This is a genomic window from Phormidesmis priestleyi ULC007 (assembly GCF_003003695.1).
Taxonomy (GTDB): domain Bacteria; phylum Cyanobacteriota; class Cyanobacteriia; order Leptolyngbyales; family Leptolyngbyaceae; genus Phormidesmis_A; species Phormidesmis_A priestleyi_A.
In genome coordinates this window covers 115,831-130,383 of the sequence record NZ_PVWG01000002.1, presented here as the reverse complement: position 1 = coordinate 130,383, position 14,553 = coordinate 115,831, and the positions used below count along the sequence as shown (strand labels likewise).

The following is a 14,553-nucleotide window of genomic DNA, read 5'->3' as shown; positions in this document are numbered from 1 at the left end:
TAAGGTCAAACCTATGGCAGTCCGGCAACCCCGCTACAGCAAAGAAGAATTCGCTCGATATGGCGATGAGACCTATGAAACTCAAGTGCGCCCTCAAGTCGAGGAAGGCAATTATGGCAAGATTGGGGCGATCGATATCAGCGCTTGTTAGAAGCGAGTAACTTCGATCGTGCGTCGCGATCGCTGAAAACAGACATCGAATTCTCGAAAGAAGTTTGTTTGTCCAAGGATTAAGGGTATCTGAGAGGCTTGTGCCCAAGCAAATGCTAGGCGAGCGGGTTCCAAATTTCCAATTTGAATATGCACAAACATACCTCGTGCTTCAACCCTTGCAAGATTCCCAGCCAATGGCAAGCGGACAGTTTGTTCCTCCCAAATTGCACCCAATTGTAGCCCGATGTCATAAGGTAATAGATTAACCGTAGACCCACAGTATCCAGCAGTGCATTCGTGGAGACAGAAAAGCTTGAATGACTCAGAGTGATGGGAATTGTGGGTAATGCTTCATCGTCAGAAAAGGGAAATTCGATTGTACTAGGCATGAGTTGATGCCTCTTGGTCATCCTGGATCATCTGCATCAGAATGTGTGCAGCTTCTGTTGCATCGTAGGGCGACCAAACTGGATACTCTGATGCAGAAAAGATGACTTGTAGTTCAGCGTCTGGGATTTGTGCGGCTAGAAGTTTGAAGAGTGATAATTTGTCCGACTGGCTCAGATTGTTCACTAAAGGAATCAACTCAAAGAGAGACATAGTTCAAACTCCCAAACATACGAGAATGCGTTTATCATAAGCGAGACCAGTGAGAAGCGGTCTAACAATCCGTTGCACACTGACCGTATAGAGTCTCTTCGCGGAGTTCGAGAAGCTACTAGCGGCGGGTGAACGGGGTCGTTAGCGTTCCGTTTGCGGGGCGCTGTTAAAGAGAAAGAAAAAAGTAAAGGGAAATGATAGCATTCGGTCAACAGTCAAAAGGGCATGAACAGTCTACTATTCAGACAGTTATGCCATCGCAGAATGGGTGCCATATTAGCTCGATCGTCAGCTTGTCCCTGCTGATGAATCATTTAGCCATTGGTGATGTAATCTCATTTTCATGCGACTCCCTAGGGAGACGGCGACGCTGAAGGAAGGGGTAATGGACTAGCACCCCCGCTCGGAGACGCACTAGGGCTAGGCAACACTCCAGGCTGATTGCCTTTTTGCAAGGTGACAAAAATGTCGTAACGAGTAGTGCGATCGCTCGTCACAGCCGATGTGACCCCGATCGATTTTGTGGCTTCTAGCACCATGCGATTCATTGGGGGCAATTGCAGTAATGGGAAGAAATTATTGAGGCTGAGGGCGCGATCGACATCCATAAAGAAGTGCCCATTATTCTGCTCTAGCGTGGTTTTGGTCGTTTTTCTAAACGCTTCATTTTCAGCTAGCGAATTTGCAGGCTTTGGTAAGAAGCTCGGAGCCGCAGAAGCCCCCAGATTGAGGCTGAGAAATGCGACATCGCCATCTAGCCAACCGTGAGTCACGCTGATATCCCCCGTTGGCAGCGACCAGTTGACCACCGACTGACCCTCAACTTTTGCGTCCTCGACTTTAAAGGTATATTTGCTTGCCATCACTTCGTCTAGCTGTTTTAGCGTTTTTTCTGCGCTGCGACGATCGTTGCTTTGCACCATAAATACCAAACTGGTCGGTGAAGGGGATGACGATTTTTGAGGAGACGGAATCAGCGCGATCGCAAATTCTCCCTGCATCCAGTTAAGCAAGTCTTGATCTAGATCTAAACCCACTGATGATTTGACTCCCTGGCGCAGCTTTTCTGGGTTGCTCAATAGTCCCTGCGGAAAAATATAGCGCACCAAACTTGAAGAAGCCCCTTGGGTAAACTCTTGCCAAAATTGCTTTAAGTCCCCGCCGGATGCCATTCTTAGTGTCTCTGCTGGAAGACGACTTGGCATGATCTTGGCGGTGTTTCTGCCCTCAAACCGTTGCTTGCTGTTGGGAGTCAGCCACCAAATCGTTTTAAATTGAATGCCGTCAGGCTCGATCGTTGCCGTGGCAGCAAGCCCTTGGTTTTGCTGAAGCTGGTTCATCAACCCTTGGGACGGCACTGGACGATTAGAGTTTGCCGACGACGAGTTAACCAGTGCAGGAATATTGACATACACACTTCCCAAAGATTGCTCGGCTTTAATCTGTTCTAAAGCGTTCCCATAACCGGGAGTGCCAGAGAGCGCTTTGCCCCCTTTATAAGTGTCGATCGCTCGGTCGATCGCCTTTGGAGTTGTTGCAACGACCAACTGGGTATCTAGCGCGGCGATCGACACACTTTGCGCCGGGGTGCCCAGCATTTCGCGAACGTCTACGGCCTTATATTTGCGGACTGACCACCGACCAGTCTTAGTGGCTGAAGACTGATCTAAAATCTCTTTTGCCTTGGCGGGATTAGCGATCGGCAGCACCATCACCGTCGGTTCAGGGTTGGCAGGTAGAGCGGGCTGAGACGGAGCGGGCACCGACACTCCTAACTGAGGTGATAAAAACGCCAGCGTCACTTCTTTGCCCACCCAGGGCTGCACATCTCGCTGAAAATCTAGCCCTTTGCTGGTGAGAAAGCGATCGCGCAACTGCGCCAAATTTTGGTCAAAAGCGGCTTGACTGCGAGGAGTGCCAAACGATCGCAGCCGCTCCCACTGACTTGGCTCGGTCGAGACTGACACGACCATCAGCGCATCTTGAGGAACGACATTCGCGCCGACTGGCATAACGCTCAAGCGCCCTTGCCGAGACACCAGCCAATAAGTCACCGCTCCGCCACCAATGAGAAGAGCAGAGGCTCCGAGTGTTAGCAACAGAAGAAGCTTTTGCGATCGAGGTTTAGTTTTGGCTTTCATCAATAGCAGAAAAATGTTAGCAACGCCGTGATCACTTAGAAAGTATGCACGTTCTTTATGAATCTTGCTAGGGGTTTGTCAAAGTGCCAGCTTTCTGTCTGATCATGGGCGACTTTGTGACCACTTTTCTGTAAAGCGTATCTCGCTGCTGATGCGGACGATCGATCGCTGCGATCGCTTGTTGCAATGTCTCCACTTCCATACAGGTGCCGCCCAAAGCGCCTGCCATCGTCGTAATGTGCTCCTCCATCAGGGTGCCGCCGATATCGTTACAACCCCATTGCAGCGCTTCTACGGCTCCTTCTAGCCCCAGTTTGACCCAACTTGGCTGATGATTGGGAATCCAGTTACCTAGAAAGATCCGGGCGACTGCCATCAGCAAGAGGGCATCAGAGAGAACGGGCTGATCGCGTCCGACTCGCCGACGTAGAGGTTTTGGCGCTTCTTGCCCGACGAATGGCAGCAGAATAAATTCAGTGATCCCTGTGTAGCCGTGGGTTTTGGCAGATTGTTGGAGCGATCGGATCAATTCTAGGTGTCGCATCTGCTGCTTTGGGGTTTCGATGTGCCCTGAGAGCATCGTGCTAGTGGTGGGGAGTCCTTGCTGGTGGGTGGTTTTGACAATTTCTAACCAGGTTTCTGAGTTGATCTTTTCAGGGCAAAGAATTCGCCGCACTTCGTCGTCTAACACTTCAGCCGCCGTTCCGGGCATCGAACCGACTCCGCCTTCTCGCAGTGCAACAATCACTTCTGCAAACGTCAAGCCATCTTTTCGGGCGATAAACTCGACTTCTTGCGGCGAAAATGCGTGGAGATGCAGATCAGGAAACTCAGATTTAATCGTTTCAATCACTTTTAAGTAATAGGGGAGCGATGCCCCGTTAATCTGCGCCTCTGGGTTTAAGCCACCCTGCATACAAATCTCAGTTGCTCCACGATCGACCGCATCAGTGGTCTTTTCTAAGATTTGTGCCCGATCGAGCCAATAAGCGCCTTCATCTCCACTGTCTCGTCGAAATGCACAAAAGCTACAGTGTTGCTCACAGATGTTGGTGAAGTTAATATTGCGATTGATCACGTAAGTCACTGTTTCGCCCGCTTGTCGTCGTCGAAGTTGATCGGCAGTGTCGCGAATTTGCTCGATCTTCCCCTGCTCAGTTTGCTTCAGCAACACTACCCCTGCTTCAGGCGACAGGTCATCGCCTGCGATCGCTCGTTCTAGAATCTCTGTGACGTTCATCGTTTGCCCTTTATCTTTCACCTGGCGCTCCCAACATTCGCAACACCCGATTGACATCGTTGAGGTCTCCCACAATTCGTCGCACTGGGCGCGGATAAACCTTGACCAGCGTTGGAGTTGCCGAAACCTGATCGATTTCTGCCTGTTCTGGGTGTGTAAAAATGTCGATTACTTTCAGTGTATAAGGGTGACTGAGCGACTCTTCTAAGAGTTGATGCAAGTTCTCTAAAATTCGCTGAGTTGCTGCACTATAGCCCGACACAAACAGCCGCAACACATAGCCCTGAGTGTAATTTTGAGAAAACGCGATCGCAGGACGATGAGCAGATTCGGGGCGCTCGATCGGGCTGTCAACTCGAATCACCAAATCGTGGCTCTCCCAAAGTTGGGGAAACTGCGCTCGATAGGTGGCCAGCAGCGCTGGTTCGCAGACCTCTTCTGGTAAGGGTGCGATCTGCCAGTTGATGTGCTGAGTCTCAAACACGGCATCTAATAGCGCCCGATAGCGAAAGACGAGCGGATAGGCTTCGGCAAAAGTTCTCACTTGTCGAGTGGCAGAATCAAGCCAGCGATCGAGCGTCGCCGTATAGCAAGGCACTAAAAAATGGGGCGGTTCAGGTAGCTCTAAAATTTCCTGTAATGTCGCACACAGGTTTAAGTGCCACCGTCCTTGTTTGCCGGGGTCGATGCAATAGACCAAATCTCCACCGGGCGTAAACAGAGCGATGCCTTTAAAGACTGACGGAACGGAACGCTTGAGATAAGGATTCAAGGGCTACCAGCAAAGATAAAAGTAATTGGAAGCGATCGCTAACAACCTCACGAGAATATTCTCTTACATTCGCTGGACAATCTGCGACCAAAAAGTCGTTCAAAGATTAGCTCACCACAGAATCAACTGCGCCGCCTGGTTAAAAAACTGTCGCAGCAACCCCTGGGTCACGAGTATTGTAGTCAGCAACGTGGCAAACGCCAACATAAACAAAATCAACATCTGAAACGCCGCCGCCTGGATCGGATCTGCCCCACCCAGCAGTTGACCTGTAATAATTCCAGGAAGCGTCACCAGCCCCACCACCATCATCGAATTGATAGTCGGAATTAACCCCGCTTTGATGGCATCTCGGCGATATTGCGCCACCGCTTGTTGAGGAGTTGCCCCCAAACTGAGATGCGTCTCAATTTCGAGTTGACTAGAGTTAAGCGTGCTGACCAAGCGATCGCCCGCGATCGCCGCTCCATTCATTGCGTTGCCCAACACAATGCCCGCGAGGGGAATCACCGTCTGCGGATCATACCAGGGCTGTGGTTGCACAATCAGCAAACTGGTGTAGGTCAACGTCAGAGCAGTGCTAACTAAAATCGAGCCAGCAATCAACGGCAGCAAGCGAGGAATCTTTTGACTGATGCGATTGCGAGCTACGATCGACGCAACGATGAGCATTCCCCCTAAAACCGCCAACACCGCCCAAGGACTTTTGAAGGCAAACACGACCCCCAAAAAGTAGCCGACTACGGTGAGTTGGGCGATCGTTCGCCCTGCCGCGAGTGCCAAGCTGCCTTCTAAGCCGAGCTTTTGCCAAGATGAAAGCGCGATCGCTGCTAAAATCAGCCCCAGCGCCCAGGGAAGTCGAATCAGTAAATCCATACCGTGTCAATGCTCTTCTCAACCTCCCGATCTTGCCAGATAGTGGATTTGTTGAAACAATTGAAAGGTTTAATAGTCTAACGCCTAAGAAAACCGTTTCTGAAAGCGGCATTAGCAATTACGGCGCGTGGTGCAATTGAGTGAATATCATCCCCCCTTTTGACCTGTCAGAACAGTATAAAATCATCGGTGAAGAGATTAATCAAGCGGTTTTAGATGTGCTTGCCTCTGGTCGCTATATTGGCGGCACGATCGTCGAAACGTTTGAGAAACAGCTTGCTGGTTATGTGGGGGTTTCTGAGTGCGTGTCGTGCAACTCTGGCACCGATGCGCTTTATCTGGCACTCCGCGCCTTAAAGATTGGAGCCGGAGACGAGGTGATCACCACGCCTTTCACTTTTGTTGCCACAGGCGAAACGATCAGCGCAGTCGGAGCTACGCCAATTTTTGTCGATATCGATCCGCAGACGTTTAACTTAGATCTGAGTCAAATCGCAGCGGCGATTAACCCTCGCACAAAAGCGATTATTCCCGTCCACTTATTTGGGCAGCCAGCGGATATGACGCGGTTGATGGCGATCGCCAACGCTCATCACCTAGCCGTGATCGAAGATTGCGCTCAGGCAACGGGTGCAGAATGGGCAGGTCAAAAAGTCGGCAGCTTTGGGCAGATTGGCTGTTTTAGCTTCTACCCGACCAAAAATTTAGGCGCTTGTGGCGACGGCGGCGCAATCACCACGAATGATCCGGAAATCGCCGCCACGTTAAGAATGCTGCGCGATCACGGGCGACGGAGCGGCTATTATCACGAAGAGTTTGGAGTCAACAGCCGACTCGACGCAATGCAGGCAGCCATTTTGCAGATCAAACTGCGCTATCTCGATGGCTGGAACGATCAGCGTCGAGTCGTTGCCGATCGCTATCATCAACTCCTTCAGCCCATTTCTAGAGTGGTGACCCCTCAAGTGCCTGCTAACGGTCGCCCCGTCTGGAATCAATACACCGTCAGAATTGTGGATGATTTGAGTCAACCTGAAGGCGAGGAACTGCTGCGCGATCGCGTCCGTACTCAACTTCAGGCAAAGGGAGTCAACTCAATGGTTTATTACCCATTGCCATTGCACCTGCAACCGATTTATCACTCGCTGGGTTATCTGCCAGGACAGTTAGCTGTGTCCGATCGGGCTGCCCATGAGGTGCTGTCTCTGCCGATGTTTCCAGAACTGTCGATCGAGCAGCAAGACCAGGTTGTTTACAGTTTGAAAGATTGTTTGGTGTGAGCGATCGTCTGCAACAATCAGCACAAGGTCTAGAAACTTCACGGTTGACAATCTGAGGCGAAAGAGTGGCATAGAGGACGCAAAGCAAAAATTTTGTAGTTTTCCATACTAGAATTAAACAAAAGGTAACAATTAGTAATCATTAATTAGTAGCAGTTCTTTTTTAGTCTTGAGAGGCACAGCAGAACGTGGGTCGAAGTCCCCTGAGTCAACTTAGACGCTATGACGCGGGCACGATCGCCCGATATTATCGCTACCGTCCGTGGAGGGCTATCTGGCGTGCCCTCAGAGTCACCGGATTTTTTGTTGGATTTATCCTCGGTCTCAAGTGGGATGAATGGCAAGGGCAAGAGGAGCGGAACAAATATCGTCGCGCTTCTCAGCTACGGCAGATTCTCACTGATTTAGGGCCGACGTTTATCAAGGTTGGTCAGGCGCTCTCCACTCGTCCTGACTTGGTGCGGCAAGACTTTCTCGACGAGTTGGTAAAGCTGCAAGATCAGTTGCCGCCGTTTTCTAACGAGCTTGCTCTGCACATTATTGAGACGCAGCTTGACAATACGATCGGTGATATTTTCAGCGAAATTTCTCCTGACCCGGTTGCAGCCGCAAGTTTGGGTCAGGTCTATCGCGCTCGTCTCTATAGTGGCGAAGAGGTTGCTGTCAAGGTGCAGCGTCCCAATCTTCACCCGATTTTGACCCTCGATCTCTATCTGATGCGTTGGGCAGCAAGCTGGCTATCACCGTGGCTGCCGCTCAATTTGGGGCATGACCTGACGCTGATTGTCGATGAGTTTGGCACCAAACTGTTTGAAGAAATCGACTATATCAACGAAGGGCGAAACGCTGAAAAATTTGCCGATAATTTTCGCAGTGACCCCACCGTTAAAGTTCCGTCGATCGTGTGGCGTTACACCACTCACACCGTTCTCGTGTTGGAGTGGATTAATGGCTTTAAGCTGACTGATACCGATCGCATCAAACAAGCGGGGCTAGACACCGATGCTCTGATTCGGATTGGGGTCACTTCTGGCTTGCGGCAATTGCTCGAACACGGCTTTTTTCACGCCGACCCCCACCCTGGTAATTTGTTTGCTGTCGCCCCGCCACCTTCGACAAACGGCAATCACCCGGTAACAGCGCAGATGGCTTACATCGACTTTGGCATGATGGATCAGCTAGAGGAAAGCGGTAAAGAAACGCTCGTCGATGCTGTCGTTCACTTGATCAACAAAGATTACGTTGAGCTAGCCAAAGATTTTGTAAAACTGGGATTTCTGACATCTGATGTTGATATTTATCCGATCGTTCCAGCATTAGAGTCGGTGTTGGGCAACATCATGGGCGAGAGCGTCCGAGACTTTAACTTCAAGACGATCACCGATCAGTTCTCGAAGCTGATGTATGACTATCCGTTCCGAATTCCGGCAAAGTTCGCGCTGATCATTCGATCGCTGGTGACTCAAGAAGGGTTAGCGCTCACCCTCAATCCCAATTTTAGAATCGTCGAAGTTGCCTATCCTTACATCGCTCGTCGTCTGTTGACGGGCGAATCGGCTCAACTGCGGCGCAGGCTAATCGAAGTGCTATTTAAAGACGGCAAGTTTCAATGGCAGCGACTAGAGAATCTGATCGCGATCGCTCAGTCTGATGCCGGGTTTGATCTGCTGCCAACCGCTCAGCTAGGGCTGCAATACATTCTCTCTGGTGAAGGTCAGTTTTTGCGGCAACAGTTGCTGCTGGCACTCACCGAAGACGATCGGCTGCACACTGAAGAAGTCCGGCGCTTGTGGGATCTGATCAAAGACGACCTCAAGCCCGATCGTCTGCTCAGTGCTGCGGTTGGTGCGATCGCAGAGTTTTCTGCTGCCCGTACTGCTGCTATTATTCCCTCGGTGGCTGCTTTGACTGATCCCTCTGCGAACGGTAGGATGAAGAAGTTTTAAGCGACGAACCATCAACTCCATTACCTTCTTAACCAACCGTGTATAGCTTTCCCGAACCTCCTTACCTGCTTCTCGTTGTCGGACTGCTGGCGAGTCTCGCTTCTGGCACCGCCTTTGATGCCGTCCTTAAACAATCGGTGCGCGAGTGGTCAAAAAACCGATCGACGCGCACACTAGCCAATGTGCGAGGAATGCAGCTTTTAGTCCCATTTTTAGGCATTGCGGGCGGCTGTTGCTTCTTTCTGTCTGCTGGCATGGAGATTTTTGGACTTCCTACGTTTCTGGCTTATGGAATCGCGGTGCCTTTGACGATCGGAATCACCTGGCTAGTCTGGTGGCAATTAGGCAAGATTTTGGCAGAGCTTGAGCAAGGTGGCTCTCAAGCCTTGGATTTAGATTCGCCCGGTTGATAAAACTGAGTTGACGAGGGGCTTAAGCCCCTTGTTTGCTGGGAGGTTTTCTAGCGATTTCTAAGCTTTTTAAGCTGCTGCTCTGCTTTTTCTGCCCAAGGCAGATTTTTTTGTGCTGTAAAGAGATTTTTGGCATAGTTCAAAGTTTGTTGAGCGTCGCTGATCTTGTTTTGACGGACAAAGACTAACCCTGCTCCATAGTAAGCATTGGCATAGTTAGGGTTCACCTGGCTGGACTTGCGAAACGCGGTCAGAGCGCCGCCTAAATCTCCTTGACTAAACAGAGTTGAACCCAAGCTGTAATGAGCTTCTGCATAGTTAGGGTTGCGCTGCACCGCTTGCCGAAATGCCGCGATCGCCTCACTCGGTTTTTGCTGTTTTTGATACACCAACCCCAAGTGATAGAGTGGTTCTGGCGCGTTGGGCGTAAACTGGGCTGCCTCTCGAAAGGCACCAACCGCCCTTGGCAAGTCGCCTTGAAGCTCTAGCACCAGTCCTAGATTGTAGTGAGCGAGTCCTAGTTTTGGGTCGAGTTCGAGCGATCGCTGCAAATAATCTCGCGCCTGATTGAGGTTGTTTCCTTCAATCAGTGCGGCTCCTAGATTGGCATAAGCGAGGGCAAAATTGGGATCAGCCTGGGTCGCTTGATGGAATGCCGTTGCCGAGGCTTGCAGTTGCCCTTGTTGCCGCAGTGCCAGCCCCAAATTATAGTGAGCGGCTGCCATCTTGGGATTGATCTGCGTTGCCTGCCGAAATGCGTCGATCGCCTCGTTGAGTCTGCCCTGCTGGATTAGCTGTAAACCCTGACTGACTTTAGCTTCTGCCGCCTGCTCGTTGTTTTGCGCCATCACAACTGGAGTGACCTCGCACACAGGCAAGATCACAAAGCCTGAGACGATCAATCCGCTTGATAAGACGCTGAGAGATTTGAGGAAGAACGACGACATACCAAATTTATTGAAGCTGAGAGGGGCGATCGCGGCCAATCATAGCAGCAATCGATCGAGGTGAAGTAGGTTGGTGGCGATCGTGTGTCTCTAATTTAATCGACTCTTTATCCTAATATTTAAGGACATTGCAGAATGAAGGAATGAAATGGCTGTAGGGGTAACGCCCCCATGCCTACCTCTGACGGAGGGCAACCACGGGGGATTGCCCCTAGCCAAACCATTCCTCTATAAAAATCTGTTTGAGAATTTGATCCGTTTGAACTTTATGCAATTTGTTCCGTGTGCCATTGCGCTGGGTAGTAATCTGGGCGACTCTCAGACCATTCTAAAATCGGCGCTTGAAACCCTCGATCGCACACCGGGGATCAAAGTCGTGCAGCGATCGCACCTTTACTTAACTAAAGCGCTCACCTTGCCTGACAGTCCTCCTCAGCCTGATTATCTCAATCAGTGTGCATTACTGAAAACTACGCTCACTCCGCACAAATTGTTACAAGCCCTTCTAGAGGTCGAGCTTGGGTTTGGGAGAGTCAGACAGCAGCGATGGAGTGCGCGAACCCTTGACTTAGACTTGCTCCTGTTTGATGATGTAATCTTAAATACGTCTGATTTGCAAATTCCCCATCCTCGGATGTGCGATCGGGCCTTTGTTTTGGTTCCGCTCGCAGAAATTGCCCCTGATTGGGTAGAGCCTGTGACGGGCGCGACGATCGCTCAACTTGCCCAACTCGTCGATCGTTCAGGGGTCAGACAGGCGAGCAGTTAGAGACTTTTTGCCCTTTACCCTTTTTGCTCATGGCTTTGGGTTCAGAACCGCCTCAGTTGCTTAGACAGCGCCTTTCTTATAAGGGGCGCAAGTTTAATTTTGAAGTCAATCGGTTGCGCTTGCCTAACAAATCTGAAGGCGAGTGGGAATGTGTGCGCCATCCGGGAGGTGCTCTAGCAGTTCCGGTTACGCCTGATGGCAAACTGGTGCTGACTCGGCAATATCGCTTTACAGTGCAGGGGCGATTGCTAGAGTTTCCAGCAGGAACGCTGGAAGTGGGCGAAGCTCCGGCGGGAACGATCGGGCGCGAGATTCAAGAAGAAGTCGGCTATCGAGCAGGGCAATGGAAAAAGCTCGGTGAGTTCTTTTTGGCTCCGGGCTATTCGGATGAGATTATTTACGCATTTCTGGCAACGGATTTAGAACTGCTAGAAAATCCTCCTAAGCAAGATGACGATGAGGATATTGAAACAGTTCTGATGACCTCTAAAGAAGTAGAACAGGCGATCTATTCAGGCGATTTGACCGATGCTAAGTCAATCTGTAGCTTTATGCTGGCGAAACCATTCCTGAGTTAGGGGATAGTAGAAAGTGTAGCCATTCGCTCTCTACTGATTTCTATGTCTGATCTGATTTTGTTTTTGCACCGTCGAGATTTGCGAACTGCGGATAATGTCGGGCTGTCGATCGCGCGTCAACGATCGCCCAAAGTCGTTGGCGTTTTTTGTCTCGATCCCAATCTTTTGCAGCGAGATGATATCGCTCCTGCACGAGTCACTTATATGATCGGGAGTCTACGATCGCTCCAGCAGCGCTATGCAGAAGCGGGAAGCCAATTACTGATTCTCAACGCCGACCCACGAGTGGCAGTTCCCAATCTGGCAAAAACCCTGAACGCCAAAGCGGTTTTCTGGAATTGGGATGTTGAGCCATATTCTCAGGAGCGCGATCGGGCAATGATCTCCGCCCTTAACCAAGCCGGAATCGAAGTCAAAACTTCCTGGGATCAGCTACTGCATTCTCCAGAAGAAATCAAATCAGGTTCGGGTTCGCCTTACACGGTTTATTCTCCGTTTTGGCGGAATTGGGTCAGCAAACCCAAAGCAGAACCGATGCCTAACTTTGTGGGTGCAGAAGGGCTGACTGAAGCCGAGGCAGAAACAGCAAAGTCTGCGGGCGCGATCGCGCTTCCTACTGCAAAAGATTTGGGCTTTGTTTGGGACAATGCTTTAATGCTGGAACCGGGAGAACAAGCTGCCCAAGCGCGATTAGCAGAATTTTGTGACGCGGCAATCAATGCTTATCAAGAACAGCGAAACTTTCCGGCAAATCCGGGGACATCGCGGCTGAGTGCGGCGCTTAAGTTTGGGGTGATTGGCGTACGATCGGTGTGGGCGGCAACGGTGACGGCATTAGAGCAGAGCCGCAGTGATGAAACTCAAGCCAGCATTCAGACGTGGCGACAAGAGTTGGCGTGGCGAGAGTTTTATCAGCACGTGATGTATTTCTTCCCAGAGTTGGCAGAAGGGGCTTATCGCAAAGTTCTCAAAACCTTTCCGTGGGAGAACAACGAGGAGTATTTTCAGGCTTGGTGTGAGGGGCGGACAGGGTATCCGATCGTCGATGCTGCCATGCGCCAAATGAACGAAACTGCCTGGATGCACAACCGTTGCCGGATGATTGTTGCCAGTTTTTTAACTAAGGATCTGCTCGTAGATTTTCGGTTAGGCGAGAAGTATTTTATGCAAAAACTCTACGATGGTGATCTGTCTGCTAATAATGGCGGCTGGCAGTGGAGTGCATCAAGTGGCATGGACCCTAAGCCGTTGCGAATTTTCAATCCTGCGAGTCAGGCAAAAAAGTTTGATGCAGACGCAGACTACATTCGTGAATGGTTGCCAGAGTTACGCGGCGTTGATACTAAAGATTTGATTACGGGAGAGATTTCGCAATCCGATCGCGATCGCTGTGGTTATCCGGCTGCGATCGTCGATCACAATCAACAACAGCGCAAATTTAAAGAACAATATCAACAGCAACGAACCATTACAGGCAAAGAACCAGAGGTCGATTAACCAAGCTGCTCGATCGCTTGCTCAAACGCTTTTGAAATCACACTTTCTGGCATTGTTTTAATGACCTCCTGCCCTTGCTGGATTAAGAACTGCCTAAAAAACCAATCCTTTTTAGCCTCTGCTAATAGCACTTGCTGAACTAGTTCGGTCTGAGTATCAGGCGTGGTTGCAATCTGCTGGCTGGCGAAGTGATTTAAGAGAGTTTCGGCGGCGGTTGCGGGCTGATCAGTAGGTCTACCCGTTGCTGCTGCTCAAGAGCAACAAAAACCTTAACCTCATTCTACCGATGGACGAATGCTTCATATAAAGAAGTTAACTTGTAAGCGGCTATCTATAAAGATGAACCATGTTGAAACTGACACCAACCCCTAAGATAGAGATTGCAGTTGTTGCGATCGCAGTCCTGACCGCTACAGTTGCACCCTTCATTTCTGCGCTGTCAAATTCGGTCACTGCCCAAACTGTGAGCTTTCCAGACACGTCAGACCACTGGGCGCAACCTTTCATTGCTAGACTGGCAGACCGTAACATTGTTACCGGATACCCAGATGGCACTTATCGTCCAAATAGCCCGGTTGACCGAGATGAATTTGCAGCGATTATTCGAGATGCTTTTAATCAAAGTAAAGAGCGAAGCATTTCTAGCGGCAGCGCCTTTAAGGATGTGCCCCAAGGATATTGGGCAGCACCTGCGATCAAGGAGGCATACCAAACGGGATTTCTCTCTGGCTATCCAGGCGGTTACTTTCGTCCGAGACAGCCTGTGAGCAAGGTAGAAGCAGTCTCATCACTGGCGCGAAATCTAGAGTTGCAAAAGGCAGCACAAACGTCACAGCAATCTGCGACCCCTACTGCCTCAAGTCAGTCAACTCGCCCTCAGCCAGCTAGACGACAAGGGCTGATGTTTCCGATCGCGTCAACAGCGCTTTTAGCACCATTGATCCGTCCTGTAGTTGCTGCTGCTGCAAACACTCAATCTAGCGCCGCAACGCCAGTCACCCCAAACACCCCCAATCAACCTAAAACTCAATCGCCCTCTGCGTTATTGAACCAATACTATCAGGATGCAAACCGAATTCCTGCTTACGCGGTGGATGAGGTTGCCGCTGCAACGAGAGCAGGTATTGTCGTGAATCATCCGAATGTTAGAGTTTTGAATCCGAACCAACCTGCGACTCGTGGAGAAATGGCCGCTTTAATTTATCAAGCCCTAGTCAGTCAAGGTCGGGCTGAACCGATCGCTGATCGGACGACCGCTCAATATATTGTAGGACAACGCTAACTGCGAATAATCAGCAATTCCAAATTCAAAAGTTTCTGACGATCCTTGAACTCGACAAGCCT

Annotated in this window: 16 protein-coding genes; 8 read left to right on the top strand and 8 right to left on the bottom strand. The window is 50.3% G+C overall.

Translation table 11 applies throughout. The annotated features are described in order from the left end of the window. Positions 1-13: 13 nt before the first annotated feature. A complete protein-coding gene (locus C7B65_RS27595; protein WP_181314325.1) occupies positions 14-151 on the top strand; it encodes a hypothetical protein in 138 nt (45 codons plus the stop codon). Here the strand turns inward: C7B65_RS27595 and C7B65_RS28645 are convergent. From C7B65_RS28645 to C7B65_RS02935, 6 genes are all read right to left on the bottom strand, one after another. Further along, complete coding sequence (locus tag C7B65_RS28645) at positions 148-312, bottom strand: hypothetical protein (protein WP_223257274.1); 165 nt, start codon at positions 310-312, stop codon at positions 148-150. The genes C7B65_RS27595 and C7B65_RS28645 overlap by 4 nt on opposite strands. Before the next feature lie 222 nt (positions 313-534). Continuing rightward, complete coding sequence (locus tag C7B65_RS02955) at positions 535-753, bottom strand: hypothetical protein (protein WP_073069410.1); 219 nt, start codon at positions 751-753, stop codon at positions 535-537. A 353-nt stretch (positions 754-1,106) separates the two neighbouring features. After that, on the bottom strand, positions 1,107-2,894 hold the full coding sequence (locus tag C7B65_RS02950; RefSeq protein ID WP_073069409.1) for a DUF3352 domain-containing protein: 1,788 nt from the start codon (positions 2,892-2,894) through the stop codon (positions 1,107-1,109). 67 nt (positions 2,895-2,961) lie between these two features. Beyond that, positions 2,962-4,134, bottom strand: coding sequence for a 7,8-didemethyl-8-hydroxy-5-deazariboflavin synthase subunit CofH (gene cofH / locus C7B65_RS02945; protein ID WP_073069597.1), 1,173 nt, complete (start codon positions 4,132-4,134; stop codon positions 2,962-2,964). A 10-nt stretch (positions 4,135-4,144) separates the two neighbouring features. Then, complete coding sequence (locus tag C7B65_RS02940) at positions 4,145-4,906, bottom strand: circadian clock KaiB family protein (RefSeq protein WP_073069408.1); 762 nt, start codon at positions 4,904-4,906, stop codon at positions 4,145-4,147. A gap of 111 nt (positions 4,907-5,017) precedes the next feature. Beyond that, entirely contained in the window at positions 5,018-5,782 is a 765-nt protein-coding gene (locus C7B65_RS02935) for an ABC transporter permease (protein ID WP_073069407.1), read from the bottom strand. Between the two features lie 140 nt (positions 5,783-5,922). Between C7B65_RS02935 and C7B65_RS02930 the strand changes: the two genes are divergently transcribed. The 3 genes from C7B65_RS02930 (at position 5,923) to C7B65_RS02920 (ending at position 9,418) form a co-directional block, all read left to right on the top strand. Continuing rightward, positions 5,923-7,062, top strand: coding sequence for a DegT/DnrJ/EryC1/StrS family aminotransferase (locus C7B65_RS02930; protein WP_073069406.1), 1,140 nt, complete (start codon positions 5,923-5,925; stop codon positions 7,060-7,062). A gap of 188 nt (positions 7,063-7,250) precedes the next feature. Beyond that, complete coding sequence (locus tag C7B65_RS02925) at positions 7,251-9,008, top strand: ABC1 kinase family protein (RefSeq protein WP_073069405.1); 1,758 nt, start codon at positions 7,251-7,253, stop codon at positions 9,006-9,008. A 38-nt stretch (positions 9,009-9,046) separates the two neighbouring features. Further along, positions 9,047-9,418, top strand: coding sequence for a hypothetical protein (locus C7B65_RS02920; protein WP_073069404.1), 372 nt, complete (start codon positions 9,047-9,049; stop codon positions 9,416-9,418). 50 nt (positions 9,419-9,468) lie between these two features. Here the strand turns inward: C7B65_RS02920 and C7B65_RS02915 are convergent, their stop codons facing one another. Further along, entirely contained in the window at positions 9,469-10,365 is an 897-nt protein-coding gene (locus C7B65_RS02915) for a tetratricopeptide repeat protein (RefSeq protein ID WP_073069403.1), read from the bottom strand. 268 nt (positions 10,366-10,633) lie between these two features. Here C7B65_RS02915 and folK point away from each other — a divergent pair, with 268 nt between their 5' ends. From folK to C7B65_RS02900, 3 genes are read left to right on the top strand one after another with little or no spacing between them, the layout of a single operon-like run. Further along, entirely contained in the window at positions 10,634-11,134 is a 501-nt protein-coding gene (gene folK, locus C7B65_RS02910; protein WP_073069402.1) for a 2-amino-4-hydroxy-6-hydroxymethyldihydropteridine diphosphokinase, read from the top strand. Positions 11,135-11,163: 29 nt separating this feature from the next. Beyond that, a complete protein-coding gene (locus C7B65_RS02905) occupies positions 11,164-11,712 on the top strand; it encodes an NUDIX hydrolase (RefSeq protein ID WP_073069401.1) in 549 nt (182 codons plus the stop codon). 42 nt (positions 11,713-11,754) lie between these two features. Next, positions 11,755-13,209 carry an FAD-binding domain-containing protein gene (locus C7B65_RS02900; protein WP_073069400.1) on the top strand — a complete coding sequence of 485 codons (1,455 nt, stop codon included), beginning with the start codon at positions 11,755-11,757 and terminating at the stop codon, positions 13,207-13,209. Here the strand turns inward: C7B65_RS02900 and C7B65_RS29165 are convergent. Beyond that, positions 13,206-13,340, bottom strand: a complete 135-nt coding sequence (locus C7B65_RS29165; protein WP_262983513.1) for a hypothetical protein — start codon at positions 13,338-13,340, stop codon at positions 13,206-13,208. The two genes, C7B65_RS02900 and C7B65_RS29165, sit on opposite strands and share 4 nt — an antisense overlap. A 215-nt stretch (positions 13,341-13,555) precedes the next feature. On the opposite strand from C7B65_RS29165, the gene C7B65_RS02895 reads away from it, so the two are divergent. Further along, entirely contained in the window at positions 13,556-14,491 is a 936-nt protein-coding gene (locus C7B65_RS02895) for an S-layer homology domain-containing protein (RefSeq protein WP_073069399.1), read from the top strand. Positions 14,492-14,553: the final 62 nt, after the last annotated feature.

Bases quoted from the DNA above. Each gene is read 5' to 3' on its own strand.
- C7B65_RS27595 (WP_181314325.1), top strand. From the start codon at position 14: ATGGCAGTCCGGCAACCCCGCTACAGCAAAGAAGAATTCGCTCGATAT.
- C7B65_RS28645 (WP_223257274.1), bottom strand. From the start codon at position 312: ATGTTTGTGCATATTCAAATTGGAAATTTGGAACCCGCTCGCCTAGCA.
- C7B65_RS02955 (WP_073069410.1), bottom strand. From the start codon at position 753: ATGTCTCTCTTTGAGTTGATTCCTTTAGTGAACAATCTGAGCCAGTCG.
- C7B65_RS02950 (WP_073069409.1), bottom strand. From the start codon at position 2,894: ATGAAAGCCAAAACTAAACCTCGATCGCAAAAGCTTCTTCTGTTGCTA.
- cofH (WP_073069597.1), bottom strand. From the start codon at position 4,134: ATGAACGTCACAGAGATTCTAGAACGAGCGATCGCAGGCGATGACCTG.
- C7B65_RS02935 (WP_073069407.1), bottom strand. From the start codon at position 5,782: ATGGATTTACTGATTCGACTTCCCTGGGCGCTGGGGCTGATTTTAGCA.
- C7B65_RS02915 (WP_073069403.1), bottom strand. From the start codon at position 10,365: ATGTCGTCGTTCTTCCTCAAATCTCTCAGCGTCTTATCAAGCGGATTG.
- folK (WP_073069402.1), top strand. From the start codon at position 10,634: ATGCAATTTGTTCCGTGTGCCATTGCGCTGGGTAGTAATCTGGGCGAC.
- C7B65_RS02905 (WP_073069401.1), top strand. From the start codon at position 11,164: ATGGCTTTGGGTTCAGAACCGCCTCAGTTGCTTAGACAGCGCCTTTCT.
- C7B65_RS02900 (WP_073069400.1), top strand. From the start codon at position 11,755: ATGTCTGATCTGATTTTGTTTTTGCACCGTCGAGATTTGCGAACTGCG.
- C7B65_RS02895 (WP_073069399.1), top strand. From the start codon at position 13,556: ATGTTGAAACTGACACCAACCCCTAAGATAGAGATTGCAGTTGTTGCG.